27 protein-coding genes are annotated in these 25,298 nt (G+C 68.4%); 15 read left to right on the top strand and 12 right to left on the bottom strand.

Going from position 1 to position 25,298, the window contains the following annotated elements:
* Nucleotides 1-94 precede the first annotated feature (94 nt).
* The gene (locus ACGFJ2_RS50945; RefSeq protein ID WP_357943544.1) at nt 95-364 is read right to left on the bottom strand and encodes a GlsB/YeaQ/YmgE family stress response membrane protein; all 270 of its coding nucleotides are present in this window, start codon (nt 362-364) and stop codon (nt 95-97) included.
* A gap of 201 nt (nt 365-565) precedes the next feature.
* Here ACGFJ2_RS50945 and ACGFJ2_RS50940 point away from each other — a divergent pair, with 201 nt between their 5' ends.
* Both ACGFJ2_RS50940 and ACGFJ2_RS50935 read left to right on the top strand, forming a co-directional pair.
* A complete protein-coding gene (locus tag ACGFJ2_RS50940; protein WP_357943546.1) occupies nt 566-1,450 on the top strand; it encodes a hypothetical protein in 885 nt (294 codons plus the stop codon).
* Between the two features lie 122 nt (nt 1,451-1,572).
* Entirely contained in the window at nt 1,573-2,181 is a 609-nt protein-coding gene (locus tag ACGFJ2_RS50935) for a dihydrofolate reductase family protein (protein ID WP_357943548.1), read from the top strand.
* 83 nt (nt 2,182-2,264) lie between these two features.
* Here the strand turns inward: ACGFJ2_RS50935 and ACGFJ2_RS50930 are convergent, their stop codons facing one another.
* A complete protein-coding gene (locus ACGFJ2_RS50930; protein WP_393481086.1) occupies nt 2,265-2,669 on the bottom strand; it encodes a hypothetical protein in 405 nt (134 codons plus the stop codon).
* A 229-nt stretch (nt 2,670-2,898) separates the two neighbouring features.
* Here ACGFJ2_RS50930 and ACGFJ2_RS50925 point away from each other — a divergent pair, with 229 nt between their 5' ends.
* From ACGFJ2_RS50925 to ACGFJ2_RS50900, 6 genes are all read left to right on the top strand, one after another.
* Nucleotides 2,899-5,619, top strand: a complete 2,721-nt coding sequence (locus tag ACGFJ2_RS50925; RefSeq protein WP_393481083.1) for a BTAD domain-containing putative transcriptional regulator — start codon at nt 2,899-2,901, stop codon at nt 5,617-5,619.
* A gap of 180 nt (nt 5,620-5,799) precedes the next feature.
* Nucleotides 5,800-6,513, top strand: a complete 714-nt coding sequence (locus ACGFJ2_RS50920; protein ID WP_393481080.1) for a BTAD domain-containing putative transcriptional regulator — start codon at nt 5,800-5,802, stop codon at nt 6,511-6,513.
* Between the two features lie 506 nt (nt 6,514-7,019).
* Complete coding sequence (locus tag ACGFJ2_RS50915) at nt 7,020-7,142, top strand: hypothetical protein (RefSeq protein WP_357943556.1); 123 nt, start codon at nt 7,020-7,022, stop codon at nt 7,140-7,142.
* Nucleotides 7,143-7,360: 218 nt separating this feature from the next.
* A complete protein-coding gene (locus ACGFJ2_RS50910) occupies nt 7,361-8,863 on the top strand; it encodes a DUF4135 domain-containing protein (protein WP_357943558.1) in 1,503 nt (500 codons plus the stop codon).
* Complete coding sequence (locus tag ACGFJ2_RS50905; protein ID WP_357943560.1) at nt 8,850-9,977, top strand: hypothetical protein; 1,128 nt, start codon at nt 8,850-8,852, stop codon at nt 9,975-9,977. The genes ACGFJ2_RS50910 and ACGFJ2_RS50905 overlap by 14 nt, the downstream gene beginning before the upstream one ends.
* Nucleotides 9,974-11,182, top strand: coding sequence for an MFS transporter (locus ACGFJ2_RS50900; protein WP_357943562.1), 1,209 nt, complete (start codon nt 9,974-9,976; stop codon nt 11,180-11,182). Before ACGFJ2_RS50905 ends, ACGFJ2_RS50900 begins: the two co-directional genes overlap by 4 nt.
* A gap of 60 nt (nt 11,183-11,242) precedes the next feature.
* Here ACGFJ2_RS50900 and ACGFJ2_RS50895 read toward each other — a convergent pair whose 3' ends face one another.
* Nucleotides 11,243-11,785, bottom strand: coding sequence for an XRE family transcriptional regulator (locus ACGFJ2_RS50895; RefSeq protein WP_358178752.1), 543 nt, complete (start codon nt 11,783-11,785; stop codon nt 11,243-11,245).
* Nucleotides 11,786-11,862: 77 nt separating this feature from the next.
* On the opposite strand from ACGFJ2_RS50895, the gene ACGFJ2_RS50890 reads away from it, so the two are divergent.
* Nucleotides 11,863-13,095, top strand: coding sequence for a benzoate/H(+) symporter BenE family transporter (locus ACGFJ2_RS50890; RefSeq protein ID WP_393481073.1), 1,233 nt, complete (start codon nt 11,863-11,865; stop codon nt 13,093-13,095).
* A 38-nt stretch (nt 13,096-13,133) separates the two neighbouring features.
* Here the strand turns inward: ACGFJ2_RS50890 and ACGFJ2_RS50885 are convergent, their stop codons facing one another.
* The 7 genes from ACGFJ2_RS50885 to ACGFJ2_RS50855 form a co-directional block, all read right to left on the bottom strand.
* Nucleotides 13,134-14,702: an SMI1/KNR4 family protein gene (locus tag ACGFJ2_RS50885; protein ID WP_393481071.1), complete on the bottom strand. Its 1,569-nt coding sequence runs from the start codon at nt 14,700-14,702 to the stop codon at nt 13,134-13,136.
* 177 nt (nt 14,703-14,879) lie between these two features.
* The gene (locus ACGFJ2_RS50880) at nt 14,880-15,179 is read right to left on the bottom strand and encodes a GlsB/YeaQ/YmgE family stress response membrane protein (RefSeq protein ID WP_357943569.1); all 300 of its coding nucleotides are present in this window, start codon (nt 15,177-15,179) and stop codon (nt 14,880-14,882) included.
* Nucleotides 15,180-15,413: 234 nt separating this feature from the next.
* Nucleotides 15,414-16,388, bottom strand: a complete 975-nt coding sequence (locus ACGFJ2_RS50875; RefSeq protein WP_393481068.1) for a LysR family transcriptional regulator — start codon at nt 16,386-16,388, stop codon at nt 15,414-15,416.
* 98 nt (nt 16,389-16,486) lie between these two features.
* Nucleotides 16,487-16,684 (bottom strand): hypothetical protein, encoded by a 198-nt coding sequence (locus ACGFJ2_RS50870; protein ID WP_357943573.1) that lies wholly within the window; start codon nt 16,682-16,684, stop codon nt 16,487-16,489.
* Nucleotides 16,685-16,794: 110 nt separating this feature from the next.
* A complete protein-coding gene (locus tag ACGFJ2_RS50865) occupies nt 16,795-16,968 on the bottom strand; it encodes a CsbD family protein (RefSeq protein ID WP_225301276.1) in 174 nt (57 codons plus the stop codon).
* Nucleotides 16,969-17,180: 212 nt separating this feature from the next.
* Nucleotides 17,181-18,149, bottom strand: a complete 969-nt coding sequence (locus ACGFJ2_RS50860; protein ID WP_357943575.1) for an acyl-CoA desaturase — start codon at nt 18,147-18,149, stop codon at nt 17,181-17,183.
* 85 nt (nt 18,150-18,234) lie between these two features.
* The gene (locus ACGFJ2_RS50855; RefSeq protein WP_357943577.1) at nt 18,235-18,546 is read right to left on the bottom strand and encodes a UBP-type zinc finger domain-containing protein; all 312 of its coding nucleotides are present in this window, start codon (nt 18,544-18,546) and stop codon (nt 18,235-18,237) included.
* Between the two features lie 385 nt (nt 18,547-18,931).
* On the opposite strand from ACGFJ2_RS50855, the gene ACGFJ2_RS50850 reads away from it, so the two are divergent.
* Both ACGFJ2_RS50850 and ACGFJ2_RS50845 read left to right on the top strand, forming a co-directional pair.
* Nucleotides 18,932-19,225 (top strand): hypothetical protein, encoded by a 294-nt coding sequence (locus ACGFJ2_RS50850; RefSeq protein WP_393481065.1) that lies wholly within the window; start codon nt 18,932-18,934, stop codon nt 19,223-19,225.
* A 466-nt stretch (nt 19,226-19,691) separates the two neighbouring features.
* On the top strand, nt 19,692-19,949 hold the full coding sequence (locus tag ACGFJ2_RS50845; RefSeq protein WP_225301272.1) for a lipopolysaccharide assembly protein LapA domain-containing protein: 258 nt from the start codon (nt 19,692-19,694) through the stop codon (nt 19,947-19,949).
* A 71-nt stretch (nt 19,950-20,020) separates the two neighbouring features.
* On the opposite strand, the gene ACGFJ2_RS50840 is transcribed toward ACGFJ2_RS50845, so the two are convergent.
* Complete coding sequence (locus ACGFJ2_RS50840) at nt 20,021-20,278, bottom strand: hypothetical protein (RefSeq protein WP_393481062.1); 258 nt, start codon at nt 20,276-20,278, stop codon at nt 20,021-20,023.
* Between the two features lie 224 nt (nt 20,279-20,502).
* Between ACGFJ2_RS50840 and ACGFJ2_RS50835 the strand changes: the two genes are divergently transcribed.
* Genes ACGFJ2_RS50835 through ACGFJ2_RS50825 form a run of 3 tightly spaced genes read left to right on the top strand, consistent with a single transcriptional unit; the run spans nt 20,503 to nt 22,252 of the window.
* A complete protein-coding gene (locus tag ACGFJ2_RS50835; RefSeq protein ID WP_357943583.1) occupies nt 20,503-20,868 on the top strand; it encodes an STAS domain-containing protein in 366 nt (121 codons plus the stop codon).
* Nucleotides 20,865-21,080, top strand: coding sequence for a hypothetical protein (locus tag ACGFJ2_RS50830; RefSeq protein WP_393481060.1), 216 nt, complete (start codon nt 20,865-20,867; stop codon nt 21,078-21,080). The genes ACGFJ2_RS50835 and ACGFJ2_RS50830 overlap by 4 nt, the downstream gene beginning before the upstream one ends.
* A gap of 14 nt (nt 21,081-21,094) precedes the next feature.
* Nucleotides 21,095-22,252, top strand: coding sequence for a serine/threonine-protein kinase (locus tag ACGFJ2_RS50825; RefSeq protein WP_393481057.1), 1,158 nt, complete (start codon nt 21,095-21,097; stop codon nt 22,250-22,252).
* A 115-nt stretch (nt 22,253-22,367) separates the two neighbouring features.
* On the opposite strand, the gene ACGFJ2_RS50820 is transcribed toward ACGFJ2_RS50825, so the two are convergent.
* Nucleotides 22,368-22,787, bottom strand: coding sequence for a DoxX family protein (locus ACGFJ2_RS50820; protein ID WP_357943589.1), 420 nt, complete (start codon nt 22,785-22,787; stop codon nt 22,368-22,370).
* Between the two features lie 513 nt (nt 22,788-23,300).
* Here ACGFJ2_RS50820 and ACGFJ2_RS50815 point away from each other — a divergent pair.
* Nucleotides 23,301-25,211 carry a hypothetical protein gene (locus ACGFJ2_RS50815; protein WP_393481055.1) on the top strand — a complete coding sequence of 637 codons (1,911 nt, stop codon included), beginning with the start codon at nt 23,301-23,303 and terminating at the stop codon, nt 25,209-25,211.
* Nucleotides 25,212-25,298 lie beyond the last annotated feature (87 nt).

The raw sequence follows: 25,298 nt of genomic DNA, 5'->3' as shown, positions 1-25,298 counted from the left end.
TAGCAACTCACCACGCTTGGGGTGACCTAGACGGAGGTTCCCTGAGCTCCCAGGCAAGCGAACGGCCACGGGCACAACCCGTGGCCGGGACGCTCTATCTTCCGCGTTTGCCGTACAGGCCGACTGTCAGAGAGACGCCCAGCGCGGCCAGGGCGACCTGGATGCCGAGCTCGATCCAGTCGATGCCGCGGGTGTCGGCCACGCCGAGCGCGGCGGCGAAGGCGGTGCCGACGAGCGCCGCGACGACGCCGATCACGATGGTCAGCCAGATGGGGATGCGCTGGCGTCCGGGGACGACGAGCCGTCCCAGAGCGCCGATGACGATGCCGATGATGAGGCCGGAGATGATGCCGGTGACTTCCATGCTGAGACTCCCGATTGGTCGGCAACCTATCCGGGCAACGAACCACCTCCTGGAGAGGTTCCTCACCCTGGTGATCGTCGGCTGAATTCACTTTCGCACATTAAATGGCCGGAACATGCCCGCACATTGTCCTTTGTCCGGCGTTATTGAAGGGTGCAGAATTCGGTTGAGTCCGATGGTCGGGCGAGGAAGGAAAGCGAAATGAGAAAAGTCTCGAAACTGGCCGCGATCGCGACCACCATGGCGGGCGTGCTGATCGCCACCCCGGCCGGGGCGACGGCGAAAACCGATCCCGCCAGCCCGGCCGGTCCGTTATCGAGCCTGGTGGGCTGTCCGCTCGGAAACACGTACGTGATCAGTGGGAACTGGGACGGCATCGGCGGCGACGGCATCGGCACTGTGACCAAGACTGCCGATGGTTTGTCCTGGCACCTGCGCAATGGAGTCCTCGGCGGGTCCGAGACCACGTTCAACTTCGGGCTCCCGACGGACATCCCCGTCGTGGGCAACTGGGACGGCATCGGTGGCGACGGCATCGGCGTCGTCCGCGTGACCTCCGACAACCAATGGGATTGGTACGTCCGCCAAGGCGCGAACGGTGGAGTGGCCGAATATCACTTCGTCTACGGATCCGGTAACGACTACCCCGTGACGGGTAACTGGGACGGCCAAGGCGGTGATGGCGTGGGAGTCGTTTCACCGGGGGGCGGCTGGCATCTGCGCAATGGAGCGAACGCGGGAAACGCGGACTACAACTTCGCTTATACCGGTAATTTCACCGCCAGGCTCCCGGCCGCCGGCAACTGGGACGGTATCGGCGGTGACGGCCCGGTGGCTCTGGGAGCCAATTCCAACGGCGACTATCTCTGGGCATTGCGCAACGACATGCTCGGCGGGAGCCCGCAAACCACGTTCCCCTATGGCAAGGCTTTTCCCTCCGGGTGCGCCGTCGTGGGCAACTGGGATGGTATCGGCGGCGACGGCATAGGCGACGTGTACTCGGACGGGGCCAGGCTCCAGTGGCATCTGCGCGACGCGCCCAACTCGGGTAACGCGAACTACCAGCCGTTCTTCGGCAATCCCTAGGCGTTCCGCCGGCCTGGACGGCAAGATCCATGCCTGGATTGTGCTGCACCTTAAGAGAGTCGTAAGTCGGCTCTGCGAGGCTTCAGGCACATCGAGAACCGGTCCTTACCAGGAGGAACATCATGAGGACGATCGCCGCAAGCCTCTTCATCTCCCTCGACGGCGTTGTCGAGGAGCCGGCGGAGTGGCATTTCCCGTACTTCAACGACGAGATGGGTGCGGCTGTGGGCGGCCAGATGGCCGACACGCTGCTCCTGGGCCGCAAGACCTATGACAGCTTCGCTGGGGCGTGGCCGGAGCGGGAGGCGGAGGGTGGCGAAGACGCCGGTTTCGCCAAGACGCTGGGCGAGGCGCGGAAGATCGTGGTGTCGCGCCAGCCTTTGGAGTTCACCTGGCGTAACTCCGAGCTGCTTCAGGGCGATCTGGTGGAGGCCGTGACGGCGCTGAAGAACGAGCCGGGCGGTCGGATCGCGGTGAGTGGTTCGGTCTCGGTGGTCCGCCAGTTGTTGCAGGCGGGGCTGCTGGATGAGCTGCATCTGCTGGTGCACCCGATCGCGGTCCGCAAGGGCGAGCGGCTGTTCGACGAGGGAGACACGACCGTCCCGCTGGAGTTGATCAAGTCCGAGACGTTCACGACTGGGGTGCTGTATCTGGTCTACCGGCCTGCCCAGGCCGCCGCCGATGCTTCCTACGACGACGCCAAGACGCACCTGTCCCAGGACGAGCAGTAGAAGCCGACAACGGGCAGCTCGGCATGTCGCCGCCGTGTCACGGGGTCCGGAGGGGACCCCGTGACGTCGCGGGTTGGCATTCATCAAGCGGCGTCGAGGGCTTCGGTGATCTTGCGGGCCATCTCGGTCATGGTGGGGCTGGGCTGGCCCTTGTGGGGTCGGGTGGCGGCGTCGATGGCGACGATGACGGTACGGCGGAAGTTGTCGGCCTCGGCCGGGTTCTGCTGGTTGAGCAGGCTCATGGATGCGGTCAGGGCGGGCAGTACCTGGTCGGCGAGTGCGGCGACGGTCCTGCCGTACTTCACGCCCTTGGGCGCCTTGGCCAGCACGTGTCCGACCAGGCCGGTCGCGGAGGCCAGGGCGATGGAGCCTTCGGTGGCGGCCTGGTGCGCCGAGCCGGCGGCGCCGGCGGCGGACATCAGCGAGACGGCGCCCCAGCCGGCGGTGCGCAGGGTGAGCTTGTCCTGGTCGGTAAGGGTGATCGACATGGTGTTGCGCTCCTTCAAACTCTTACGAGGTTCGACCGAACGGACAGACGTTGAACCGTTCATGGGCTCCACCATCCCCGATCGTTCTGATACTGGGCCGATGCCGTCCTGACGCGGACACTGACACGACAAAGGCTGGTCGACCGCAACGCGGCTGCGAGTACTGAGCGGCGCCTGGCCTATCCCGTCCCGGGTTATCTTCTGTCGGGGCGAAAGAATGGGAAGCGTCATGCTGATTCGACTGCTCGGCCCGGTGGAAGTGGAGCGGTCAGGCCAGCGATGGCCGGTGCGACCTCCGCAGGCCGCTCTCGTGCTCGCCGTGCTCGCGCTGGAGGCCGGGCACGCGGTCCCGGTCGACGCGCTTCTTGCCCGGGTGTGGGGGGAGCAGGTTCCACCAGGTGCGCGGCGTACCCTGCACACGATCATCACGCGCATCCGGCACGAGGTGGTGGCCGATCATGGCGCGCTCGTCCACCGGTCCGGCGGCTACGTGCTCGATGTCGAGGAGTCGGCGGTCGACGTATCCCGGTTCCGCGCTCTCGTCGACGATGCGGCGAACGCGCCGGATCCGGCACCGCCACTGGGCGAGGCCTTGACGCTCTGGTATGGCGGCCCTCTCGCCGGGCTGCGCGGCGAATGGGCCGAACGGACCCGCCAGCGCCTGCGCGACGAGCGAAAGGAGGCCTCGCTGGCGTGGGCCCGGGCGGTGACCGGACACGACGCGGCCGGCGCGGTCGCGGTGTTGTCGCCGCTGGCCGAGGAGCACCCGCTGGACGAGCTGGTGGCGGCCGCGCTGATCGAGGCGCTGCACGCCTGGGGGCGGACGGCCGAGGCGCTGATGCACTTCGCGCAGGTACGCCGGACGCTCGCCGACGAGCTGGGTGTGGAACCGGGCACGGCGCTGCAGCGGTTGCACCTGCGGCTGCTCAGTCCTGAGGCCGTCGTGACCGTCCGGCCCGTCCCGGCGCAGCTGCCCGTCGATCTGCCGTGTTTCATCGGACGGGCGGCGGAGCTGGGCCGTTTGACCGCGATCGCGGCCGGCGCAAGCACGGCCGCTCCGGTCTGTGCGGTCTCCGGGCCGCCGGGAGTGGGCAAGTCGTCGCTCGCGCTGCGGTGGGCCCACCTGCATCGCCGGCGTTTCCCCGACGGTCAGCTGTACGCGGATCTGCAGACGGCCGGCCCCGTCGACGCGACTGTGGTGCTGACGCGCTTCCTGAGAGCGCTCGGAGTCCGGGAAGCGCACATACCGGCGGAGGCGGAGCTGCAGATCGGGCTCTTCCGCAGCATGCTGGCCACGCGCCGGATCCTCGTCGTGCTCGACGACGCCCGCAGCGCCGAGCAGGTTCGGCCACTGCTGGCCACCGCCCCGCAGTGCTTCACGCTCATCACCAGCCGGGCCGAACTGTCCGGGCTCGCCATCACCGCCGGAGCGCACATGCTCCAGCTCGACGTTCTGGGGGACGACGACGCCCACGAGCTGCTGGCGGCCAGGCTGGGCGAGCGCAGGCTGGCTGCCGAGCCCGAGGCCAACAGGCAGATCATCCGACTGTGCGGCCGGTTGCCGTTGGCGCTGGCGATCGTCGCGGCCAGGCTGGCGCAGCACATGGACCTGCCGCTGGCGCATGTCGCCACCGACCTGTCCCGGGTGGACGCGGACCTGGAACCGTTCGCCCACAACGATCCAGCGACCGACTTACGCACCGTGTTCGAGCGCTCGTACCGGGACCTGCCGGAACCGGCGGCCCGGCTGTTCCGGCGCCTGGGGCAGTATCCCGGGCCGCACGTGCCGATGTCGGCGGTTGCGAGCCTGGGTGCTCTGCCCCTGGACAGCGCACGGAGGCTGTCGGCGCACCTCGATCGCACCAATCTGGTCGACATCCGCGCCACCGACCGGTTGCGTCTGCACGACCTGCTGCGCGTGTACGCGGCCGCGCAGGCTCGCGACATCGACAGCCGGACGGCGCGCCGGGCGGCGACGCGGCGCCTGCTGGACTACTACCTCCACTCCGCATGCGCCGCCAGCGGCGTCTGTTACCCGCAGCGGGAGACCGTGCGGCTGGGTCGACCGGCGCGAGGCGTGACAGTGGAACGATTCGACGGACCCGCGTCGGCGCTGCGCTGGTTCGCGGAGGAGTCGGTGGTGCTGACGGCGCTGCTGACGGAGGCGAGCGAACTCGGGCTGCATCAGCACTGCTGGCAGCTGACGTGGGCATTCGCGGAGTTCATGCAGCGCCGCGGACTGTGGGAGCAGATCATGCGTGCTCAGACGGTGGCCCTGGCGGCGGCCGGCCGACTTGACGACCGCTTGGCCCAAGCGCTCTGCCACAACAGCCTGGCGCGCGCCCACGCCAAGCTCGGTCGCGATCACGTGGCCGTCGAGCACTTCGAGCGGGCGCTGGAGCTGCACCGCGGCCTGGACAAGCCGGGCCTGCACGCGCACGTCCATCTGGGACTGACCGTCTCACTGAGCCGGGCCCGGCCCGGCCGCGAACTGCACCACTCCCTTCGCGCACTGGAGCTGTTCCAGCAGGCGGGCGATGCCATAGGGGAGGCCCGGGCGTTGAACAACGCGAGCTGGTGGCGTGCCCAGCGCGGACATTACGACGAGGCTCTGGCCGACTGCCGCCGGGCACAGCGGCTCCTGGCCGATCAGGGCTATGCCCAGGGCGAGGGCCACGCCTGGGACAGCATCGCCTACATCCTCGCCTGTAAGGACGACTTCACGCAGGCGGCGGCGTGTTACGAGCGTGCGGTCGAACTGCTGCACGGCTGCGACGACCTGCATCCCGCCGCCGAGACGCTGATCCGCCTCGGTGAGATGCACCTGCGGGCGGGGAACGTCACGGCCGCGCTGAACGCGTGGAAACGGGCGGCGGAGTTCTACGACGCCCTCGGCGACACGCAGGGCGAGGCGGTCCGCGCGCGCATGACCTCTCTCGAGCGTCCCTGACCGTGTCCCGCCCTGCGCTGAGCTGGGACGTTGAGAATTCGTTCAGAGCCCCGTTGCAGGCTTCGCTTGACTGAGTGCGCATGCGGTAAAGGAGGTCATGCGACGGTGAGAGGAAGAAGCCCGGAGGGAATTCAGGTCAGACTCCTGGGTCGGTTCGCGTGCACCATCGGTCGCCGGGAGGTGCCCATCTCCCCGAAGGCTCAGCGGCTGATCGCCTGCCTGGCCCTGCGCGGGCCGACGCCGAGACCGGTGGTCGAGACCCTGCTGTGGCCGCAGGCGAGGCAGACGCAGGCGGCTAAAGGACTGCGACAGTCTCTGTGGAAGATCCGTAAGGTGACAGGGGACGCCCTGCTCGGTGCCCACGGCGAACAACTCGAGCTCCGAGCCGGCGTCACGCTCGACATCAGGCCCGCGAGCAGGCTCGCGGAGCGGCTGGCCCGAAGGGCGGCGACCCTGGAGGAATCCATCGGGCCGACCGCCGCCGGCCTCGCGGGACCGGCGGAACAGGGCATGACCGAACAGAGTCGATGGCCCTGCCTGGATCTGGAGCTCCTTCCGAGCTGGGACGGCGAGGAGATCGAACGGGCACGGGAGCGATGGGACACGATGCGACTGGCGGCGCTGCAGCGGCTGGGTGAGTCATGCCTGGCCGAGCGGGACCTGCTGGCATCCCTGGACTACGGTCGGCGCGCCGCCGCGGTGGATCCGTTCAACGAACGCTCTCAGATGATCACGGCGAGCGCCCTGGTGGGCCTCGGCGACATGCGGGGCGCATGGCGGCTCTACACGGCCTACTCGGATCTGGTGGGAGCGGAGCTGGGTGTCGACCCGAGCCCCGGGTTCCTTCGCATCGTCACCGGCGTCGTGCCGGAGGACGTCCCGCTGAGGCGATGACTTCACTCGGGCAGCGTGCCGAGCATGAAGAAACCGCGCAGTGGGGAGACCAGCGATTCCAAATTCAGGGAACGGTTGCCGGTCGGGGAATTAATGAGGATGGGCGAGCTTCTTTCTTTCGACGCGATGCCGCGCCGGCGAGCGCTATTTGGTCTGGCCGGGGGCGCAGATGGGAATGGTGGTCCCACAGCCGTCGCGGCACGGCGAGGTGCCGTTGACCATCTCCTTGGTCGGCTCGTCCCAGGTGATGTCGGTGACGTCATCGGCGATGAGGTCAACCAGCCCAGCCAGAGACGTGGCGCTCCCTTTTCGTGAGTCCGTTTCTGAACGCCTCCCAACTTAAATGGTAGTCGTCTGCTTTTCGTCTTCCCGGTGATTCTGCGGCGTCTCCGCCGCGTCTGCGCGATGTCTGCGAGCCGGCCATTGAATTACTCTTGACGAAACAGCGGTCGAGTGGCTTTATTGGGTGGTGTCCCACTGCGAATATCTCTCGAAAGGAATGAGAAATGAACACTGGAATCGCTGAGCTTTACGCTGGCTTCAGTTATGACGGCCAGGGCGTCGTGGACCTCGCCTCCGGGGTGTCGCAGGTCAAGACCACCACCGTCATGAGCGCCGCACAGCGTTGACCGACCTCGCCCAGCCGCCGGGGCGCACGGGCGCATTGCCCGGCGCTCCCGGTGTGGCGGACAGCGCGAGACACGATGGAACGGGCGGTGACTACCTCCCGTTGTACGCGCGCCCCCTCGCCCAGGCTCTGAAGCGGCTCCGTAAGGCCCTGGCGACGTCGCCTGCCCTGCCCGGACCTGTCGATGTCACACGCTGCGTCGCAGCCGTCAGCTCCTCGTTGCGCCTGCAGCTCGATCAGGCGGTCCTGCCCGTCGTGGTCGAGGAGCTGGGGTGGGCCGCCGTCCGCGGCGGCCTGCGCGGCGGCACGCCGCAGGAACGGTACCGGTCCTTCTGGGAGGACGGACAACTGTCAGCCGAGCGGCTCGCCCGCGATTACCCCGTGGTCTCGGCCGCACTCGACGTCATCGCCGACTCCACCGCCAGCAGTGTCGCGCTCGCCGTGCGCCGTCTGGCGGCCGACCTGCCGGCGCTACGGGCCGCCATGCCGGCGTTGACAGGCCCCGCGGTGGGCATCGCCCTGGTGGGCGGGGACCGGCACGCGGGCGGCGGGCAGGTCCTGCGCTTTGAGCTGCGCGATGGCGGGCGCGTCTATTACAAACCCGTCCCGCAGGGCTCGTCGGCGCTGTTCCACGACTTTCTGGGCCTGCTCGGCGTACCGAAGGAGATGCGGCCGTCGCGTCCCCGGATGGTCGAGGGGTCTGCACACGGGTGGATGCAGGAGGTCGCGTTCGCCCCTTGCGCGACGGCCGCCGAAGTGCGCCGCTACTGGACCAGATGCGGAGTGCTCCTGGCCGCCTGCTGCCTGCTGAACTTCACCGACGGGCACTTCGAGAACCTCATCGCGGCCGGGGAGCATCCCGTCCTCGTCGACACCGAGACCATGCTGCAGAACTACTCCTGGCGCAATCCCACCGGCACGCTGGAGTCCGTCGTGGACACCGGCCTCGTACAGCCTTCGGATCCGCGGACGCCTGGCCGCGGCAGCTTCTCGGCGTACCAGGTGATGGGCTCCGACCGGCTCTCCACGCTGACTCCGTTCGCCGTAAATCGGGGCAGCGACGCGATGGAGGTCGGTTTCCGGCGGATCACCCACTCCCCGCCGCTCAACCTGCCCGTCCTCGACGGGCGCTTCCAGACCGCCGACTGCTACTTGCGGGAACTCGTGAAGGGCTTCGACACGGTGTTCGCCCTCTGCCGGGCCCGTCGCGCGCATGTGCTGGCCGCCACGGAGTTCTGGGATCGGGTGGCCGCGCACCAGGGACGGCAGATCATCCGCGAGACCGCCTACTACGCACGGCTGCTGCGGCTCATCCAGCAGCCGGCGGCCGCCCGTTCCTGGCCGGCCGCCGACGCCGAACTGAGCCGCCATCTGCGCGTCGGAACCGTCAGCAGATACGACCGCCTGGTGCCCGGCGAGATGGCCGCCCTGCGGGACCAGGACATCCCCTACTTCACCCACCTGGCCTCCGCCACTCACCTGAAGGGCGGCCCGGCCACGCACACCCGGTTCTTCCGCACCTCAGCACTGGCTCAGGTCCGCCGGAACATCGCCGACAGGGGGCCGGCGTTCGTCGCGGCCCAGGTCGCGTTCCTGCACGACCACCTGAGCACCCCGCCGCCGGATCCCTCGCTGACCCTCACCGATCAGTACCTTCTTCGCGCTCAGAGCGCCGCGCATCCAGGAAGCCACCACCATGAACCTGCCGATGATCTCCCTTGAAGCTCCGCCGGCGCCGGACGCGGCCTTCGCCCTGTCCGGCTGGACGTGCTCGTCCCTGACTCCGCAGGTCGTCTGGAACGCAGGGCTGCGTGTCATCCAAGCGCAGCTCGACGGCAGGGTGACCAGGCGCGCATGGGTCCTCGTCGACGGCGAACCCGACCCGGCGCCGGAGCTGATGCCCCGCACGGACGGCAGCGAGGACTTCCGCCGGTGGTTCTCCCGCGTCCGCGCCTCGCGCTCGCCGGACACCCCGATCCTGCTCTACGTACGGGACATCGTCTCCTGCGACCGGTCCTTCTACGAGATCGTCCTGTCGGCGGTTCGCGGCCTGCCCGGCGCGGACCTCCTGCCCCGCCATGGCTCTGACGTCGAGTTCTTCTGCGGCGACTACCAGCGCACTCCGGGCGGCATCCACCGGGAGTACTGCTCCAACCGGCATCTCGTCCTGGCCGGCGCCAAGTCCATGCACTTCTGGACGGGGCAGGCGTGGATCCCCGAGGACGCCGGGCGGATGGTCAACGACGGCCCCTTCCAGGGCACCGAGGAGGAATACCTCAGCTCGCTGGGCGGCCAGGAGGAGGATGTACGAGCCTCCCTCACCGCGGCGGCGGGACAGGCGTTCCTGTGGGACAACGGGGTCTGGCACGTCGGCGAGACCCACGGCCTGGCCTTCGCCGTCAACATCTCGAGCTTCATGTCCTCCTACGACGCCGCCGAGCGCGCTTTCCCACTGGAGGTCTCCCCGGCGGGTGAGGTGTCGCCCGCGTGGCTGGCCGCCTTCTCGGCGTACCTGGGCAGGCGGACGGACCGGGACACCGCACTCGCCGTCGCCTCCGCGCACGGAATCACCGGCGCCGAACCCGTACGGTCCGCCGCCACGCCCTCCTCCAGGGTGCGCTCGGCCACGCACGCGCGTATCTTGTGGTGCCGCGACGGCCACGAGGTGATCGTCGCAACCCATGGCAAGGCCATCCGCTTTCCCGCCACGGTCGGTGAGTGGCTGCGGGAGGCGGCGTCCCTGCCCGCCGGAGCGGCCTGCGACGTGCCGGACGAGGAGGAGATCGGGCGGCTGGCCGCGTGGCTGGTCGGCAATTCCGCCTTCTGCCCGGCATGAGCGCAGGCCCGCACAAGGGTTTTGCGCTGTTGTTCACATCGCAGACGATCTCGGCCATGAGCGACTTCATGGGGCCCGCGGCTCTGACGCTGGCCATCGTAGGCCACGATGGCCAGTCCACCGCTCTCGGCCTCGTGCTCGGCTGCGGGCTGCTGGCCAAGATCCTGGTCCTGCCCGGCGGCGGCGTCCTGGCCGATCGCCTCGATCCCAAGCGGGTCGCCGTCGCCGCCGACCTCCTGCGCGTGGGGACGCAGGCCGGCATCGGCGCCACGCTGCTGAGCGGATCGCCCCAATTCCCGCTGATCGCCGTCCTGCAGTTCATCGCGGGCGGGGCGGCAGGCTGTGCGCTGCCCGCCGGCTGGCCTCTGATGGTCCAGCTGGTGCCGAAGGAGCGGCGGCAGCGGGCCAACGCCCTGCTGGGCACCGCCAGAAGCGTGGCTCTGCTGTCAGGCCCCGGCCTGGCGGGAATCCTGACGCTGACGCTCGGTCCGTCGGCGGTGTTCGCCCTCGACGCCGTGGGATTCGCCGTCAGTGCGGTTCTGCTCGCCATGGTGCGAGCCAGGCCGGCACGGGTGCCCAGCAGGATGGGCCGGCCGGAGTTGAGGGAGGGATGGACGGAGGCACGGGAGGGATGGGCGGAAGTGCGGGCGCGCCGGTGGTACTGGACCACCCTGGTAGCCCACGCGGCCTGGAACTTCGCCTCGGGCGTGCTGCTCACTGTCGGCCCTGTCGTCGTCGCCGGCTCGCTGGGCGGTCAGGGCGTCTGGATCGTCCTGGTTCAGGCGGGAGGCGCTGGTCTGCTGCTCGGGTCGCTGCTGGCCGGACGGGTGAGCGTACGCAGGCCGATCCTGATGGGCAACCTCGGGCTGGCCTGTTACGCCGTACCGCTCATCCTGCTGGCCGCGCGGGCGTCGGCGCCGTTGGTGATCGTCGCCTACGCGTCGGCGCTAACCCTGCTCGGCCTGATGGACCCGATCTGGGACAACGCGGTGCAGGCCCTGGTGCCGGCACGCGCCCTTGCCCGTATCACCGCCTACGAGCTCGTGCTGTCCCTGTCGGCGCAGCCCGTGGGGCTGATGCTGGGGCCTGCCGTGGCCGCGGCCGCCGGCACGGCGCTGCCGCTGTTCGCCGCGTCGGTGGTGGTGAGCGTGACATGTGTGGTGGCGGCCCTGATCCCGGAGAACCGGCGCGTGGTGCTGCCCTGACCCGGCGACGGGGCGGATGCCGCTTCGCGAGTCCCCCTTCATACGGGGTGATTCGATGGCTCAGGTCTGTCGGGGGGAGCGGATCAGCAGGGTGGCCAGCACCTCGTCTGGGCCGACGGCGCAGTAGATGTGTGGGACGTCGGCCTGCCAGGAGATGTGCTCACCCGGGGCGGCCAGCAGGGGGACGTCGGCCGGGCCGGCGCGCAGCACGCCCGCGTAGACCGTTACGTGTTCGGTCACGCCGGGGGCGTGGGCCGGCGAGTGCTGTACGACGCCGGGGCGGACGCGCATGCGCAGCAACTCGAACGTCGCGGTCGGCTCCTCGAAGACCTCAAGCAGCGTGGCCGTCACGGCGGCGCCGGGCACGTGGACGGCCTCCGCGGGCGGTGCGCCGGGCTCCAGAACCAGGGCCGTCAACGGTACGCCCAAGGCTCCCGCCACCGCGTAGAGCGTCTCCAGCGTCGGGTTACGGGTGCCCAGTTCCAGGCCGGACAGGGTGGCCTTGCCGATGCCGGCGCTGCGGGCCAGCGCCGACAGGGAGATGCCGCGGGCCTCCCGCAATCGCCGCAACCGGCTCCCGATTTCCGTGTCACGGCCGTCCACCCGGCAATCCTTGCATTCCTCTGCCGGACTTGTCCCACTCTGGCCACGTGGCTATGGTTCGTTCCGTAAACGGAACGATGGAGCGGGTGGTGGGCGTGCGGGTGCAGGCCGTCATGGCGGGGCTGGTCAGTGCGGTGGTCGGCTACGCCAGTTCGTTCACCGTCGTGCTCGCCGGACTGCGTGCCGTCGGGGCGACGCCGGGGCAGGCCGCGTCCGGGCTGCTCGCCCTGTGCTGCGGCATCGGGGCGGTGGCGGTCGTCCTCGGGCTGCGCTACCGCATGCCGATCAGCATCGCCTGGTCCACCCCCGGCGCGGCGCTGCTGGTGGCGACCGGTCCCGTGCCCGGCGGCTTCCCGGCCGCGGTCGGCGCGTTCATCGTCTGCGCCGGGCTCATCGTCCTCGCCGGCCTGTCGCCCTGGCTGGCCCGGGCGATCGCCGCCATCCCGCGTCCGATCGCCGGTGCCATGCTGGCGGGCGTCATCCTCAGCCTGTGCACCGCGCCGGTCCGCGCCATCGTCGACATCCCGCTGCTGGCCGTGCCCGTCGTCCTGGCCTGGGCGGTGTTACTGCGGTACCTGCGGCAGTGGGCCGTTCCGGGCGCGCTCGTCGTTGCGGTCATCGCCATCGCGGTGCACGGGCCCGGCAACGGCCTGTCCGGCGCGTCCCTGCGGCCCGTGGTCGAGCTGACTGCCCCGACGCTGAACCTGTCCGTAGTGGTGAGCATCGCCATCCCGCTGTTTCTCGTCACCATGGCCGCGCAGAACGTCCCCGGTATGGCGGTCATGGCGACATACGGGTACGAGCCGCCCCTGCGCCCGGTCCTCGTCGCGACCGGCCTGGCGAGCGCGGCGGCGGCGCCGTTCGGCGGTCACGCCATCAACCTGGCCGCGATCACCGCGGCGCTGACCGCCGGCCCGGACACCCACCCTGACCCCGGCCGCCGGTGGATCGCGACAGTGGCCCTCGGCGCCGGGCAGCTGACGCTCGGCCTCGGCGCCGGCCTGGCCATGGCCCTGGTGCTGCTGTCCCCACCCGTGCTGGTCATCGCGGTGGCCGGCCTCGCGTTGCTGCCGGCGCTCGGCTCGTCGCTGGCCGGCGCGGTGACCGAGCCGGAGGGACGGGAGGCCGCCGTGGTCACTTTCGTGGTCACCGCATCGGGGATGACGATCCTGGGCATCGGCGCGGCGTTCTGGGGTTTGGTCGCGGGCGGCCTGACCGCACTTCTGCTGCACAGGCGACCACCGTCGCCATCCACCGCGGAACGTCCCGTGGGCCGGGTGGTTGGTATGTCGGCCGATCAGCCGTCGTAGGGGAACGCTTTCGACGTGTGGTGATCCGTCCTCGCCCCTCAGAACCACATCATGGGCCCGTCAGCTGACGGATCCAGTCCGGTGAGCGATTCGGCCAGCCTGCCGGTCAGGTCGGCGATCACCAGCTCGGTCAGGGTGCCGGGGAAGGTGTGCCGGTCGAATTCCACGTCCCAGACCATCGTCCACCGGTCGGGGTCTGGATCGCTGGTGTCCCACCAGACGGTGTCGCGGCCTTCGGTGTTCGCGCACCACAGCAGCCCTGCTGGCGCGGGATGCACGGGCATCGCCTCGTCTTCCTCCCAGCTGAGATATTCGACTTGCTCTTCGTGCTGCTGCTGGAGGTCCTCCGGCTGCCCGATCGTGATGCCGTTGATGCCGATCGTCCCGTACGCCTCGAACAACCGCTTGTAGTCGCTTGGCAGCCGCAACCCGAGCGACCGCTCGATCGCCGGCCAGTCGTAGGTGTGGCCGCCGGTCCGCGGGTCCCCGATGATCGTCGCCAACTGCGCCAGCGCGTCTCGCGGTCCTTCCTCTACGGACGTGGCGGGGTCGACGCCCGGCGGGAACAGTACGCGCGGACGCGGCACCGCCGACAGCGACAGCACGGGCAGGTCCAGCCGCCTGTCCAGCCACCGGTCGAGAAACCCCGAGACGCCGTACGGTAGCCGCTGCCATCCCAGGCCGTCGGCGTCCAGCAGCACCACCGGCCACTCGTCCGGCTCGCCGCTGACCGGAAGCCACCAGCACGTCTCACCTCCGTCGAACACTCCCCACAATCGCAACCCGGCCGGCTCGGGCGCGATCGGTGACGGGACCACCCGCTTGCCCGCGGCCCGCCGCGAGCGCAACCGCTCGCTCACCACGGCCTCCTCCGCATCCACGTCGAAGCCCTCCGGCGCCCCGGGACCGAGCAGCCGCAGCACGCCGGCCAGCCTCCCCACGCCGTACTCGCCGACAAGCGCGGCATAGTCCTCGGGCACGCCCGTGGCCGCCTGGACCCTCGCCGCCGGCCCAGCGACCTCGAGAGCGAGCGGCACCCCCGGGAAGGAGGCACTCTCCGGCACGTCCTCAAGCACGAGCGGGGCGAATTTCCAGGCGTACGGAGGCGACACCGCGGGCAGGGCCTCTCCCAGGTCCAGACTGCCGCTCACTCGCGCGGCGAGCACCTCCGTCATGGGTGCGTCCACCAGCCGCCACGTCTCATTTGGCCAATGCTGGGTGAAGACCCTGGTCGGCCAGTCGTTCGGATCGGTGGAGACCGAGGTGTCCCAGAAGTAGTACTCGCTTCCGCGCGACTCACCCCACACCAGGAGCCCGCCCGGTTCGGGATGAAAGGCGTACGGGTGCGACGGCGGGTCGGCGGCACGGATGGCGCGTTGCAGCCCTTGCCGCTGGTCGAGTTGCCGGTAAGAGCCGCCGCGGTCGGAGTGATGGGGCACCACGACCCAGATCCACTCCCCGACCAGCACGGGCCCGTACCTGTCCGCGAACTGTTTGTAGTCGTCGGGAAGCCGGAGACCGAGCCACTGTTCAACGCCGGGCCAGTCGACGGGAAAGGCAGCAGGGGGCGGCGGGCCGATGACGGCGGCCAGGGCGGCAAGATCCATGCCTGGATTGTGCTGCATTGCACCTGGCCGCTGTTTCGCTGAGATCGCCTTACCAGGCCCTGCGGGCTCGTGGCCCGGCCACCCCCGTGGACATCCTCGGCCTGCGCGCTTGGGCGGTCACCCCCGCTGCGGCAGGCGTGTGAGCACGGGGAATGGGTGATGGGCGTGCTGGGCGGGTCATCGGCGGCCGGCCCAGCGGCCCGAACGACGGCCAGTGCGGCGCCGGTCAGTGATCAGGTTGTAGACGAGCAGCAGGACTGCCGCGCCGACGATGGCGCAGACCCAGGTGGACAGGTTGAAGAAGCCCTGGATGCCCGAGACGTGGAACACCTTGGTGGCCACGAAACCGCCGAGCAGCGCGCCGGCGACGCCGAGTACGAGGGTGATGATCAAGCCTTGCTGGTCTTTGCCGGGGACCAGCATTCTGGCCAGCAATCCGGCGACCAGTCCGAGGATGATCCAAGCGATGATGCCCATGACCGAACTCCCTGTGGTGGTGCGTCGATGTCTGCGCGGGATCGGTCTTCCGGACCGGTCGAAGCAGGTGGCGGGTCACCGCATGATTGGCGGCACCGACCGTCGAACTTGTTCACTTCCAGCCAACACCCTGCGTAAGGGACAGAAACCGGCGATCTGTGAAGGATTCATCTCCAGGACCGATCACCAGGGAGAAAAGGATGGTGCGGCGCGACCAGCGTTGAGCCCGGCGCGTCACAACAGATCATCGCTGCGGCGGCTGGTGGCTGCCGGAGCACCTTCGCCGGACGCCGGCTCGGCGGCCAGGGCGACGGGCTCCAGCCAGTCGAGCCGTTCGGCCAGCCCCCGGGCGATGTCGATGACGGTGGCGATATACGGAGAAGAGTTGGCGTCGTGCCACAGCAGGGACCAGGGGTAGTGCGTCGCGGGGTCGGCCAGAGGCCGCCAGGTGGTGCCCGGCCGGTTGGAGGAGCGGAACGAGGAAGGGACACAGTGCACGCAGCGATGCTGGAGTACGAGGTCGGCGGCGGCCCGGGAGCTTTCGACGGTGCCCTCGTAAAGGGTGGGCGTCAACCCGGCCGAGCGGCACAGCGCGAGGACGAACTGATTGAGCTCCGGCGTCTGCGATTCCTCGCCGAGCAGTAGCAGCTCGTCGGCGAGGGCGGCGACGGGCACGCCGTCGAGGTCGGCGAAGCGGTGGTCGTCGGGTACCAGCACGCCGAGCGGATCGAGCCTGATGAGCTTGGAGGTCACCTCGGCCGGGGTCTGGGAGCCGTGTCCGATGGCGATGTCCAGGCGGCCGTCGGCCAGTTGCCGGTACTGCTCTGGGGTGCCTGCCTCGACCTGGTGGATCGTGATGCCGGGATGGTTGCGCTGGAGCTCGCGCAGGATCTGCGGCATGGTGTCGTAGCCGGCGTCGATGATGCCGACGCGCAGCGTGGGCGCCGAGGCGGCGGCGGTGCGCGCGACCTGCGTGGCTCGGCTGACGTGATCGAGAATCTGGCGCGCTTCGACGAGGAAGGCGGCGCCGGCCGGGGTCAGGTCGACGTGGTGGGTGCTGCGGTCCAGCAGTCGCACGTCCAGCTCACGTTCGAGCCGCTGGATCTGCTGACTCAGTGCCGACTGCACGATGTGCTCGCGGGCGGCCGCGCGGCCGAAATGCAGCTCTTCGGCCAGCGTCACGAAATAGCGCAACTGCCGTAATTCCATGCCCGCCACCCTCTCTGCTCAGGCGGCGCCGATGCGGACTGTCGTCTCCCACTCTAGGTTCCTCGTGGGCGGGTGAACTTCTGGAGGTGAGCCGGGCCCTACTTGCTGGGCTGAGGTGTTTGGCAGGCGATCTGCGGCTTCATGCCGAAGTAGTTGAGGGGGCCGGCCAGGATCGTCACCGCGATAGTGGCCACCTGATTGCAGTTCTCCACCGGCCCCGTGTAGTAGTTGCGCTGGCCTGCGGCGACGGCACCGACGATCAGCCAAAGGATCAGCGCTCCTGATGCTACGCGCATCGGTTCTACCTCCATCTTCGTGCTTGCACGGGGGCGGACGGGGTCATCGCGGAGCTCGCCGGCGTCCGACCTCGACTTCGTAGCCGCCGAGCGGTTGTCGAAGCGGAGGGTCAGCGTTTGAAGGCGTCCCAGATCTTTCCGCCCGCCTGCTTCAGATTGCCTGCGACCTGATCGCTCTTGCCCGCGATCTGCTGGCGCCGGTCGCCGGTGAGGCGGCCGAAGAGTTGCCTGACCCAGCCCTTGAGGACCTGGACCTTGTTGCTGATTTCCCAACGCAGACTCATCGTGATCTTCCTTCAATGCTGTGCCGCGGTCAGGCGGCTTGGAATCCCAGTGTCCGTCCCGGCCTGATGGGGGGAAACGAGCAATGGCGGCGCCGGTTATCACCGGAACCGATGAGCGCTGGGCGTATCCGGGATCGTGGTCGTGGCCAGAACGGTGAGGATCACGGTAAGGGAGAGCCACACGAGGATCCGCGGCAGCGACGGGGAATCGGTCAGTCTCCGGCCGGTGAGAGCGGGCCGGTACGGCGGTGCCGGAGGCGTTCGGGGTCGGGCCAGTGCACGTCGCTTGCCCAGCCCAGCCGCTCGAACAGGCGGATCACCCCGCTGGACAGGTCGATCTGGCCCCGGTCGAGACCGTGACGGGCGCAGGTCGGCTCGCTGTGATGGCCGTTGTGCCAGCTCTCGCCGAACGACAGCAGGGCCAGCGGCCACAGGTTCGTCGCCCGGTCGTGGTTGCGGGTCTTGAACGGCCGGCTGCCGATGAGGTGGCACAGCGAGTTGACGCTCCAGGTGACGTGCTGCAGCAACGCGATGCGGATCAGCCCGGCCCACAGGAAGGCGGTCAGGCCGCCGTACAGGGTGCCGGTGATCGCCCAACCCGCCAGGAACGGCAGTGCCAGCGACACCACGCACAGCGCGGGGAAGGCGCGGGCCACCCGGGTCATGGCAGGATCGGCCAGCAGGTCCGGGGCGTAACGCTCGGCCGGAGTCTGATCGTCGGCGAACAGCCAGCCCAGATGGGCGTGGGCAAGCCCCCGAAGCTGCCCGCGCAGGCCGGTCCCGTACCGGTAGGGCGAATGGGGATCGCCCGGTCGGTCGGTGAAGGCGTGATGGCGGCGGTGCACCGCCACCCAGTCGATCACGTTGCCCTGGAAGCCCATCGACCCGGCGACCGCCAGCGTCACGCGCAGCCATGGCCGGGCGGCGAACGAGCCATGGGTGAGCAGCCGGTGGAAGCCGACCGTCACCCCGAGCCCGGTCACCACGTAGAAGCCCGCGGCCAGAATCAGGTCGGTGAGCGCGACCCCCTGCCCCCACGCCAGGTAGATCACCGCGCCGAGCGCGGCGAACGGCGCGATCACGATCGACGCGGTCAGCGCCGTCTGCGCCCGCCCGGCCGGCACGTGCTCTCCGGCCCCGGGGAACGGCGAGGTGCCGTCGTAGTCCTGCCGACGTTTCACCGGTGGTTCAGAAACCGCTCGTTCGGAAACCGGTCGTTCGGCAACCGGTCGTTCGGAAACAGTCATGAAGTAGCTTTCTCCTCATCTATACCGTCCGCCGGTGCACGTAGCACCAGCGCCAGGTCGACCTGGGCCCCAGAGTGGCGGCCACCGGATGGTCGGTCTCCCGGTAGTGGGCCTTGGCGTGACCGCCCTGCGAATCGTCGGAACAGGCCACCCAGCCGCAGGTCAGGCACACCAGCAGGCGTGTCCAGGTCTGGCCGAGGGCCAGGCATTCCTTGCATTCGGGCGGTCCATACCGCACGGTGGGAAGCTGGTCGATGTGATCGCAGCGGGGCGCCTGACCGTTCAGGCCTGCACGGTCGGTCGCGTCCATGCCCTGTGCGTCCAGGGTCATCGCGACCCCCTCACGGTGACAGCGACGCAAGGTGCGCCAGCTGGTCACTTACCAGTCAAGGTGCTCAGCCGTCCGGCGGAAACACGCAATCCCAGCTCGCCTCATCAGCTGCGGCGATAGCCACCTGCGAGCACGTCGGCCGCGCCATGTCCGCCCTGCCAGGGGCGGAGAGATCTTTCCAGAGGCCACCGGATCGGCTTGACCTGCCGGATCGCGACTTCGAGGCCCGCCGGACAGCGAAATCGGCCGGAGAATTCAGCGGCGCGAAACCTCCTGCCATCTTATGCCGAGAGTGGAATTCGCTCAGTTGTGCGAAATTTCCCTTGCTATTTATTGCAAATGGGTATTGAATGAGGAATGCAAGCCAAAGAAAAGGGAGGCTCTTATGAGCTTCGTACAGATTCTAGAATTCGATACCAAGCGTGCCGGCGAAGTCGAGTCGCTCATGAACGAGTGGCGGACGCAGGCCAAGGGCAAGCACTATGTAAAGCGCGAGGTCGTGGCGAAGCACCGCGATCGAACCGATCACTACGTGGCCATCGTGGAGTTCTCCTCCTACGAGGAGGCCCAGAACAACAGCAAGCTGCCGGAAACCGACCGGTTCAACGCGCACATGGCCAAACTGTGCGAGGGCCCGATCGAGTTCTCCAACTACGATGTGATTCGCGACAAGAGCTGATCATCAACTGAACATCGCGGAAAGCTCAGCCTGTGCTGTGGCGTGCGAGAATATTCTCGCGTCATGGCGCGGGCATTTTTTATGCCAGCCTTCAAATATCGAGCGGGCGGCAAAGGAGCTGCCGGCGTCCCGGGCACCCGGGATTCACATCCCGCATGACCGAAGGTCCGGAACGGGGCCTGGCGGCGTTGACCGCCTGGCCGGCCGCTCTGGTGAGCGCCCGCTTGGCGTGCCGGGTGAGTGACGTAGATTCGAGGTATCCGGAAACGACGACATCCCGCCGCATTAGAGGTGCCTGCCAAGCCGGCTCACCGAAAGGGTTGTCATGGACATCCTGCACCGCTTCCGCACCAGATCCGGGCCATCTGCTGAGACGGCTGAAGCCGATGTGTCTCAAGGCGAGAGCTTACCGGCGCCGGACGAGCGCCCCGCGGGCCCGGGCTCAAGCGCCGAGAACTCCAGGCCGGTGCCCGTCACCCGTACCAGCGTGGCCTGGGCGGGTGTGTGGGTCGCCACGCTCGTGTCCGTCGCCTTCATCGTGTTCATGCTGCAGAACACCACCGCCACGCAGGTGTCCTTCCTCGGCCTGCACGGCACGCTGCCGCTCGCGGTCGCGATGCTGATCGCCATGCTCAGCGGGATCCTGCTCACTCTTGTGCTCGGCACCGCTCGCATCACCCAACTCCGGCGTCTGGCCAGCCGGCGACGCCGTCAGAACCGCTGACCGGCGAACACTTTCCCCGCCCGGCGACCACGCCTCCTGATCACACGTCTTGGCGGGACACTGCCCGAGCGCTACGGGTTCCTCCTGGCGAGCGCCTGCTCGGCCGCGGCGCTCAGCAATCGGGCGGCGGCGGCCACCTTGGCGAGCCGACCAGGCGTCATCGTCTCCAGACAGGCGGCCAGCCGCTGCCGGTCACCACGACAGGCCATGCGCGTCGCGTGCTGAAAGGCGAGGGCGCGCGAAGCGGTATCGATCGCCATCAAGACGTCGGTCAGAGCCTGGTCCACGCCGTCGTTCTGATCCGGCGGCAGCGGAGGTTGAGCAGTCAACGCCATTCACCATGCCGTCCTTGAGCTCCGACCGCGATCCGCCCCGATGATCACGGCTGATGATAAGCCTTGTGCGGATTGCCGCTTTCCACCTGGTCGAGCCCGCCAGATGATCAGACCATCGCACCAGACGGCTCCGCTCACGCCGCCCCTCCGCAACGTGTTCATGACCGCCTCACACCCGCGGCCACCTTATCCCGCACTCCCCGCCCGTAGGAGCCAGCATGAACACCGCGGACACACTCGGCGCACGCACCCCTGACACGCTCGCCGATCGGCTCTTGCGCATCACGCCGCTGGTCGATCCCGTGGGCCTGCGGATCGAAGGTGAGCTCGACCACGCCACCCTACCGGCCCTGACCGGGGCACTGGCCGCGTTGGCGGGCGGCGGCGGCTTCTGCGTCGACCTGGGCGGCCTGGTGTTCTGCGACGTCGGCGGACTGCGCGCCCTGGTCGCCGCCGCCGCCGGTATGCGCGACGGCCATGCTCTGACGTTGCGCTCGCCCTCCCCGCAGCTGCGACGCCTGTTCCAGCTCACCGGCTGGCACCAGACGGCCGGTCTTCGCCTACAGGATCGGAGCACCTCATGACGGCCCTCCATCCCCGCATCGGGACAGGTCTGTGGCTCGTCCCCGCCACCGTCGTCCGCCTGTGCGACGAGTTGGACATCGTCCTCGGCCTGGCCGCCCCCCGCCCGCACCTGGCCAGAGTGCTGCGCCTCACCGGCCTGGACCACAGCTTCCCGATGTACGGCACCCCGGGCCGAGGCAGGGCCGGGTTCAGCCGCGCGGCAGCGCGCTGAGACGTCGTCGCCACATGTCTGTTCTCGCCGCCGCTGCCACCAGGACGACCGCCGGGCCACGCCCTTGCCTTCCCGTTGAGGCGACGGCCGAGCTGGATCGGCTACGCCATCAGGTGCTGGGCGAAGCCCGAATCCAAGCCGCCGCGATCCTCGCCCAAGCCCGCACCGACGCCGAGCAGATCATCGCCGCGGCCAAGCTAGAACGAGTGCGATGCCGGCAGCCGCCCCCGCGCCGGGCCCAGGCAGGCCAGGCCACGCAGCCGGCGCCCGCACTCGCTGTCGGCCCCGTGCCGATCATGGTGCTCAACGACCGCTGGCGGATCTACGCGCCCTTGAACGCCGACGCCAGCGCCATGGCCAGCCTGTACCGGGCCTACGAGCTCGCCGACCCCGCCACCACCGTCGTGGCCAAGGTGTTCCACCAGGCCCACAACGACCCCCAGCGGTTTCGCACCTTCCTACGGGAGGCACGGAGCATGCGCCTGCACCACCGGCACATCGGGCAGATCATCGACGCCGGCCAGGATCCCAGATCCCAGGCGGTCTACCTCATCTCGCCCCTCTACCAGCCAGGCAGCCTCAACCTCCACCTCCACGGCAGGCCAGGCGTCGACGTCTCCCTGGGGTGGAGCCTGCGGATCCTGGGCCAGGTGCTGGCCGGGTTGCAGGCCGCCGCCCTGAGCGACATCATCCACCTCGACATCAAGCCGCAGAACATCGTCCTGGACGGCCCCGCCACCATCAAGATCATCGACTGGGGAATGTCACAACTGCACCAGGCCGGCAAAAGCGTGTCGACGGCCCTGCCCGGCGGCACCAAATGGTTCGCCAGCCCCGAGCAACTCGGCGTCACCGACGCCGCCCCCAGCAGTCTGTCCGATCTGTACGGCGTCGGTGCCCTGGCCTACTGGCTGCTGACCGGCCTGGCCCCGCTGCGACGCGAAACCGACGCCGGCACCGATCCGCTGCAGGTGCACCACCTGATGCGGGCCGGAACCCGGCCCGAACCCGTTGACCGCTACAACCCGCTCGTACCCGAGTGCCTGAGCCGGCTCATCGACCAGTGGCTCAGCTACACGCCCGCAGACCGCATCCCCCCAACGATGGCGGCCTCCGCCGCGCTCAGTTGGGCATGCACGGCCCTGAGTCGGCAGACGTGCGACCTCTCCTGATCAGCGGAGGTGATAAGCCGATACAGTGCTGGCGAGCAGTCCGGTCATCAAGACGCGAAGGTTCTTGTTGGTAGTTTTGGGAGCCATCCGGGGCTGCTCAGGGATCGGCGGGCGGTCATCTGCCGCTGTCGTACTCCAGAGTTCGCGAAGGCAGCAGCGTGGCCAGTGCCCAGCGTCCGGGCCCGAAGACGGCGATGATCAGGAACGACCAGCAGAAGAGGGCGGCCTGTTCGCCGCCGTTCTGGATCGGGAACAGCGCCTGGGGCTGGTGGACCACGAAGTAGGCGTACGCCATGGTGCCGGAGCAGACGATGGCGGCGATACGGGTGCCCAGCCCGAGCAGGACGAAGATCCCGCCGGCCAGTTCGATGACCGCGGCCCACCACCCGGGCCACTGCCCGAAGCCGGGTGCCGGGCCATGCGGCCCGCCCAGCACGTTGAAGAGGGTCGCGGCGCCGTGGCAGGCGAACAGCAGACCCACCACGAACCGGTACAGGGCCAGGACCAGCCCCTGATTCTTGGCCAGAAGCTCCATGGCGCATCCCTTCAGAAAGAGATCGAGAAGCGGGTTCATGGCATGTCGGCAGCCGGCCCGGCGGAGGGGCGGCCGCGATGCCGTGTCACGACATGGCCCGCTAGAAGGACATTGGGAGCGCTCCCAACGAGTTTCTGGAAGCTGGCCTGAGCTGTCAATCTCGGTCACCGGAAAAAGGCGCCCCCAACGGTCGGCAAACGCCTCATGTGGTCGGATACCCGCACTGACTCGGCCGGTCAGTGAAATTTTCACCCCTGTATGACTGGGTCGGGACCAGGGCGACCTGTTCCGCCGCGCCTGGCGGGCCCAGATGATGGCCGCTCGCAGCCGAAGCCGGGCATGTGACTTATGGAGAAATTTCGGGTAATCGCAGCGATTCGAGCGGAGGGTCGCCTTTGCTGTTATAGGTTCACTAGTACGGGCCGATCTTGAAACGGCCGTGCCCGTTACATCTGTGTTGCAGCTTGACCTCTCTTACCCGCCACAGACGCTTGCCGGAAAATACTTCTCTACATGACCAGCCGGGAGCAGATCTTCGACGACTTCGCCAAAGCCGTCTTCGCAAAGGTGCTTCGCCGCAGGAAGTGGCGGAGCCGCCTGCTCATAAGAATTCATGAGGGAACTGCGGGCGGTTCGGCCACTTTGCTCATCGATGCCCTGACAAACCGGCTGCGACTCGGCAAGACGCCGCTGGTGCCGCACGCGGTGGTGGATGAGCGGACTCGTGTGGCGCGGCAGATCGCGACAGGGCTGACAGCTCCGAGGGGGTGGGGCACGCTTCGCTTCCCCCAATACAACGTCTTCAGGGCACTCGAGTCGGACGCCTTCGCCGGAATGGATCCGCAGGATTGTGCCTTCAGAAAGCTCCATCCTTTCCTGTGCCGATTCATCCAACTTCCGGGCGCACCTGATCCGGTTCTTTGGTGGATCCGGTTGGCCGGCTTCGTCATCGTGTTCGCGGGCTGGTTCGAACAGCTGCGGTTCGGCGGGGTATGGCGACGTCGCATGCGCCGCAACTGGTTCGCGAAATTCGCCGGCGGAAGCCACGAGGATTTTTTCGAGCAGGCCGCGACCATCATGCGCGGCAGCGACGAGCAGAAGAAGGAAGGCGTGCTTCTCCGCGCGCTCCTGTGCGATCTGGACGCGGCGTTCACCCCGCGTCTGTCTCCCTGGCGGCGACGCCGGCAGAGCGGATTCATGCTGTTCATCAAGAACGGCGACGAGCTCGCTGACCTCATTCGGCAGGCGATAGAGGACACCAAAGCGCGACACATCACCGTGATTTTCGCTCGATCCGGTCAGGCCGCGGGTGCGCCGAATCTCGCCGAGGCCACGCTCCGTCTCATCCTGCACGGAGACACCGAGCTTCAGGTGACGACGAGGGACATAGCGGCGGGTGCCACCGCGGAGCAGCTCGCCGGCGCGTACAAGATTCCGGTGCGGCTGAGAAGCTCCGCCCTGGTTGTCGTCGTCGCTGTCCTGCAGATCGTGATCCCCACCGTCGGTGGCTATTTCGGCGCCGCGCGGCTTTTCCAGTTCTGGCCCTGGTCCAGGGATGAGACCTGTCTCGGCGAGACCGCTGGAGATGCGGCGACGGCGGCCACGCCGGTCGGCCTGCTCTCCTCTCAGGAGGCGACCCGTCTCTACAACGCCGACAAGCAGGCGATCGACGACGAGAACACCCGAGTCAGGGGCCTGGCCAGTAAGAACCCCGACATGAGATACACGATCAAGAGGATCGTCTACCTGGGCTCCGGTGTCGCGGGCGCCTTCGACGCCGGAGTCGCCTACAACGGCGTGATCCCCGAACTGCACGGCATCCGACTGGCGCAACGGAAGATGAACGAACTCGCTGAGGGCAATCCGCGAACGAAGGATCAGCTCTCGGGCAACGTCTTCGTCATCGTCGACATCCGGGAGGCCGGCAAAGACTATGCCCAAGCGCCTCAGATCGCTCAGCAGGTGGTGCGGCAGTCAACCGAGACCGTCCTCGGTGTCATCGGGCTTGGCGAGAGCAGACAGCGGACACTCGAGGCTCTGAAGACCCTCGGCGACGGCGGGCTGCCCATCCTCGGCATGGGCGCCACCTCCGAGGATATGCAGGCCCATCCGCTCTACCATCAGATCTCCTTCGACAACCCGTACCAGGCGCGCATGTTCGCGGCGTTCGCGCGGCAGGCCAACATCATCCGGGCAGGTGAATCCGGCCGCTGTGTCCCAGCTGACAAAGCACTGGTCATCGGCGACCCCACTGACAACTACAGCCTCCGGCTCGGAGAGGACCTCGTGACCGAGTTCCCCGTGGACAATGCGCACGTCATCTGGTTCCCACCGCCGGGATCGGCGACGTCCGTCCATCCCGCGGGCACGTTCGTGACCAGCGACTCGGAGTTGCTCGAAAAGGCGTGCGCGCGACTGAGGTGATCTCAGGGAAATAATTCGGACGATGAGGGATGTTCGGGACGGCGGCGGTGGCGTTTCGGGCCTTTCGGGAGGAGTCGTCGAAGGCCG

Source organism: Nonomuraea sp. NPDC049028 (assembly GCF_043197735.1).
GTDB lineage: Bacteria > Actinomycetota > Actinomycetes > Streptosporangiales > Streptosporangiaceae > Nonomuraea.
Note: the sequence above shows the minus strand (reverse complement) of the source record. Positions and strands in the feature narration are given on the sequence as shown.

Excerpts from the sequence above, each read along its gene's own strand:
- ACGFJ2_RS50945 (WP_357943544.1), bottom strand. The coding sequence starts at position 364 with ATGGAAGTCACCGGCATCATCTCCGGCCTCATCATCGGCATCGTCATC.
- ACGFJ2_RS50940 (WP_357943546.1), top strand. The coding sequence starts at position 566 with ATGAGAAAAGTCTCGAAACTGGCCGCGATCGCGACCACCATGGCGGGC.
- ACGFJ2_RS50935 (WP_357943548.1), top strand. The coding sequence starts at position 1,573 with ATGAGGACGATCGCCGCAAGCCTCTTCATCTCCCTCGACGGCGTTGTC.
- ACGFJ2_RS50930 (WP_393481086.1), bottom strand. The coding sequence starts at position 2,669 with ATGTCGATCACCCTTACCGACCAGGACAAGCTCACCCTGCGCACCGCC.
- ACGFJ2_RS50925 (WP_393481083.1), top strand. The coding sequence starts at position 2,899 with ATGCTGATTCGACTGCTCGGCCCGGTGGAAGTGGAGCGGTCAGGCCAG.
- ACGFJ2_RS50915 (WP_357943556.1), top strand. The coding sequence starts at position 7,020 with ATGAACACTGGAATCGCTGAGCTTTACGCTGGCTTCAGTTATGACGGC.
- ACGFJ2_RS50905 (WP_357943560.1), top strand. The coding sequence starts at position 8,850 with ATGATCTCCCTTGAAGCTCCGCCGGCGCCGGACGCGGCCTTCGCCCTG.
- ACGFJ2_RS50900 (WP_357943562.1), top strand. The coding sequence starts at position 9,974 with ATGAGCGCAGGCCCGCACAAGGGTTTTGCGCTGTTGTTCACATCGCAG.
- ACGFJ2_RS50890 (WP_393481073.1), top strand. The coding sequence starts at position 11,863 with ATGGAGCGGGTGGTGGGCGTGCGGGTGCAGGCCGTCATGGCGGGGCTG.
- ACGFJ2_RS50885 (WP_393481071.1), bottom strand. The coding sequence starts at position 14,702 with ATGGATCTTGCCGCCCTGGCCGCCGTCATCGGCCCGCCGCCCCCTGCT.
- ACGFJ2_RS50880 (WP_357943569.1), bottom strand. The coding sequence starts at position 15,179 with ATGGGCATCATCGCTTGGATCATCCTCGGACTGGTCGCCGGATTGCTG.
- ACGFJ2_RS50875 (WP_393481068.1), bottom strand. The coding sequence starts at position 16,388 with ATGGAATTACGGCAGTTGCGCTATTTCGTGACGCTGGCCGAAGAGCTG.
- ACGFJ2_RS50870 (WP_357943573.1), bottom strand. The coding sequence starts at position 16,684 with ATGCGCGTAGCATCAGGAGCGCTGATCCTTTGGCTGATCGTCGGTGCC.
- ACGFJ2_RS50865 (WP_225301276.1), bottom strand. The coding sequence starts at position 16,968 with ATGAGTCTGCGTTGGGAAATCAGCAACAAGGTCCAGGTCCTCAAGGGC.
- ACGFJ2_RS50855 (WP_357943577.1), bottom strand. The coding sequence starts at position 18,546 with ATGACCCTGGACGCACAGGGCATGGACGCGACCGACCGTGCAGGCCTG.
- ACGFJ2_RS50850 (WP_393481065.1), top strand. The coding sequence starts at position 18,932 with ATGAGCTTCGTACAGATTCTAGAATTCGATACCAAGCGTGCCGGCGAA.
- ACGFJ2_RS50835 (WP_357943583.1), top strand. The coding sequence starts at position 20,503 with ATGAACACCGCGGACACACTCGGCGCACGCACCCCTGACACGCTCGCC.
- ACGFJ2_RS50830 (WP_393481060.1), top strand. The coding sequence starts at position 20,865 with ATGACGGCCCTCCATCCCCGCATCGGGACAGGTCTGTGGCTCGTCCCC.
- ACGFJ2_RS50825 (WP_393481057.1), top strand. The coding sequence starts at position 21,095 with ATGTCTGTTCTCGCCGCCGCTGCCACCAGGACGACCGCCGGGCCACGC.
- ACGFJ2_RS50820 (WP_357943589.1), bottom strand. The coding sequence starts at position 22,787 with ATGGAGCTTCTGGCCAAGAATCAGGGGCTGGTCCTGGCCCTGTACCGG.
- ACGFJ2_RS50815 (WP_393481055.1), top strand. The coding sequence starts at position 23,301 with ATGACCAGCCGGGAGCAGATCTTCGACGACTTCGCCAAAGCCGTCTTC.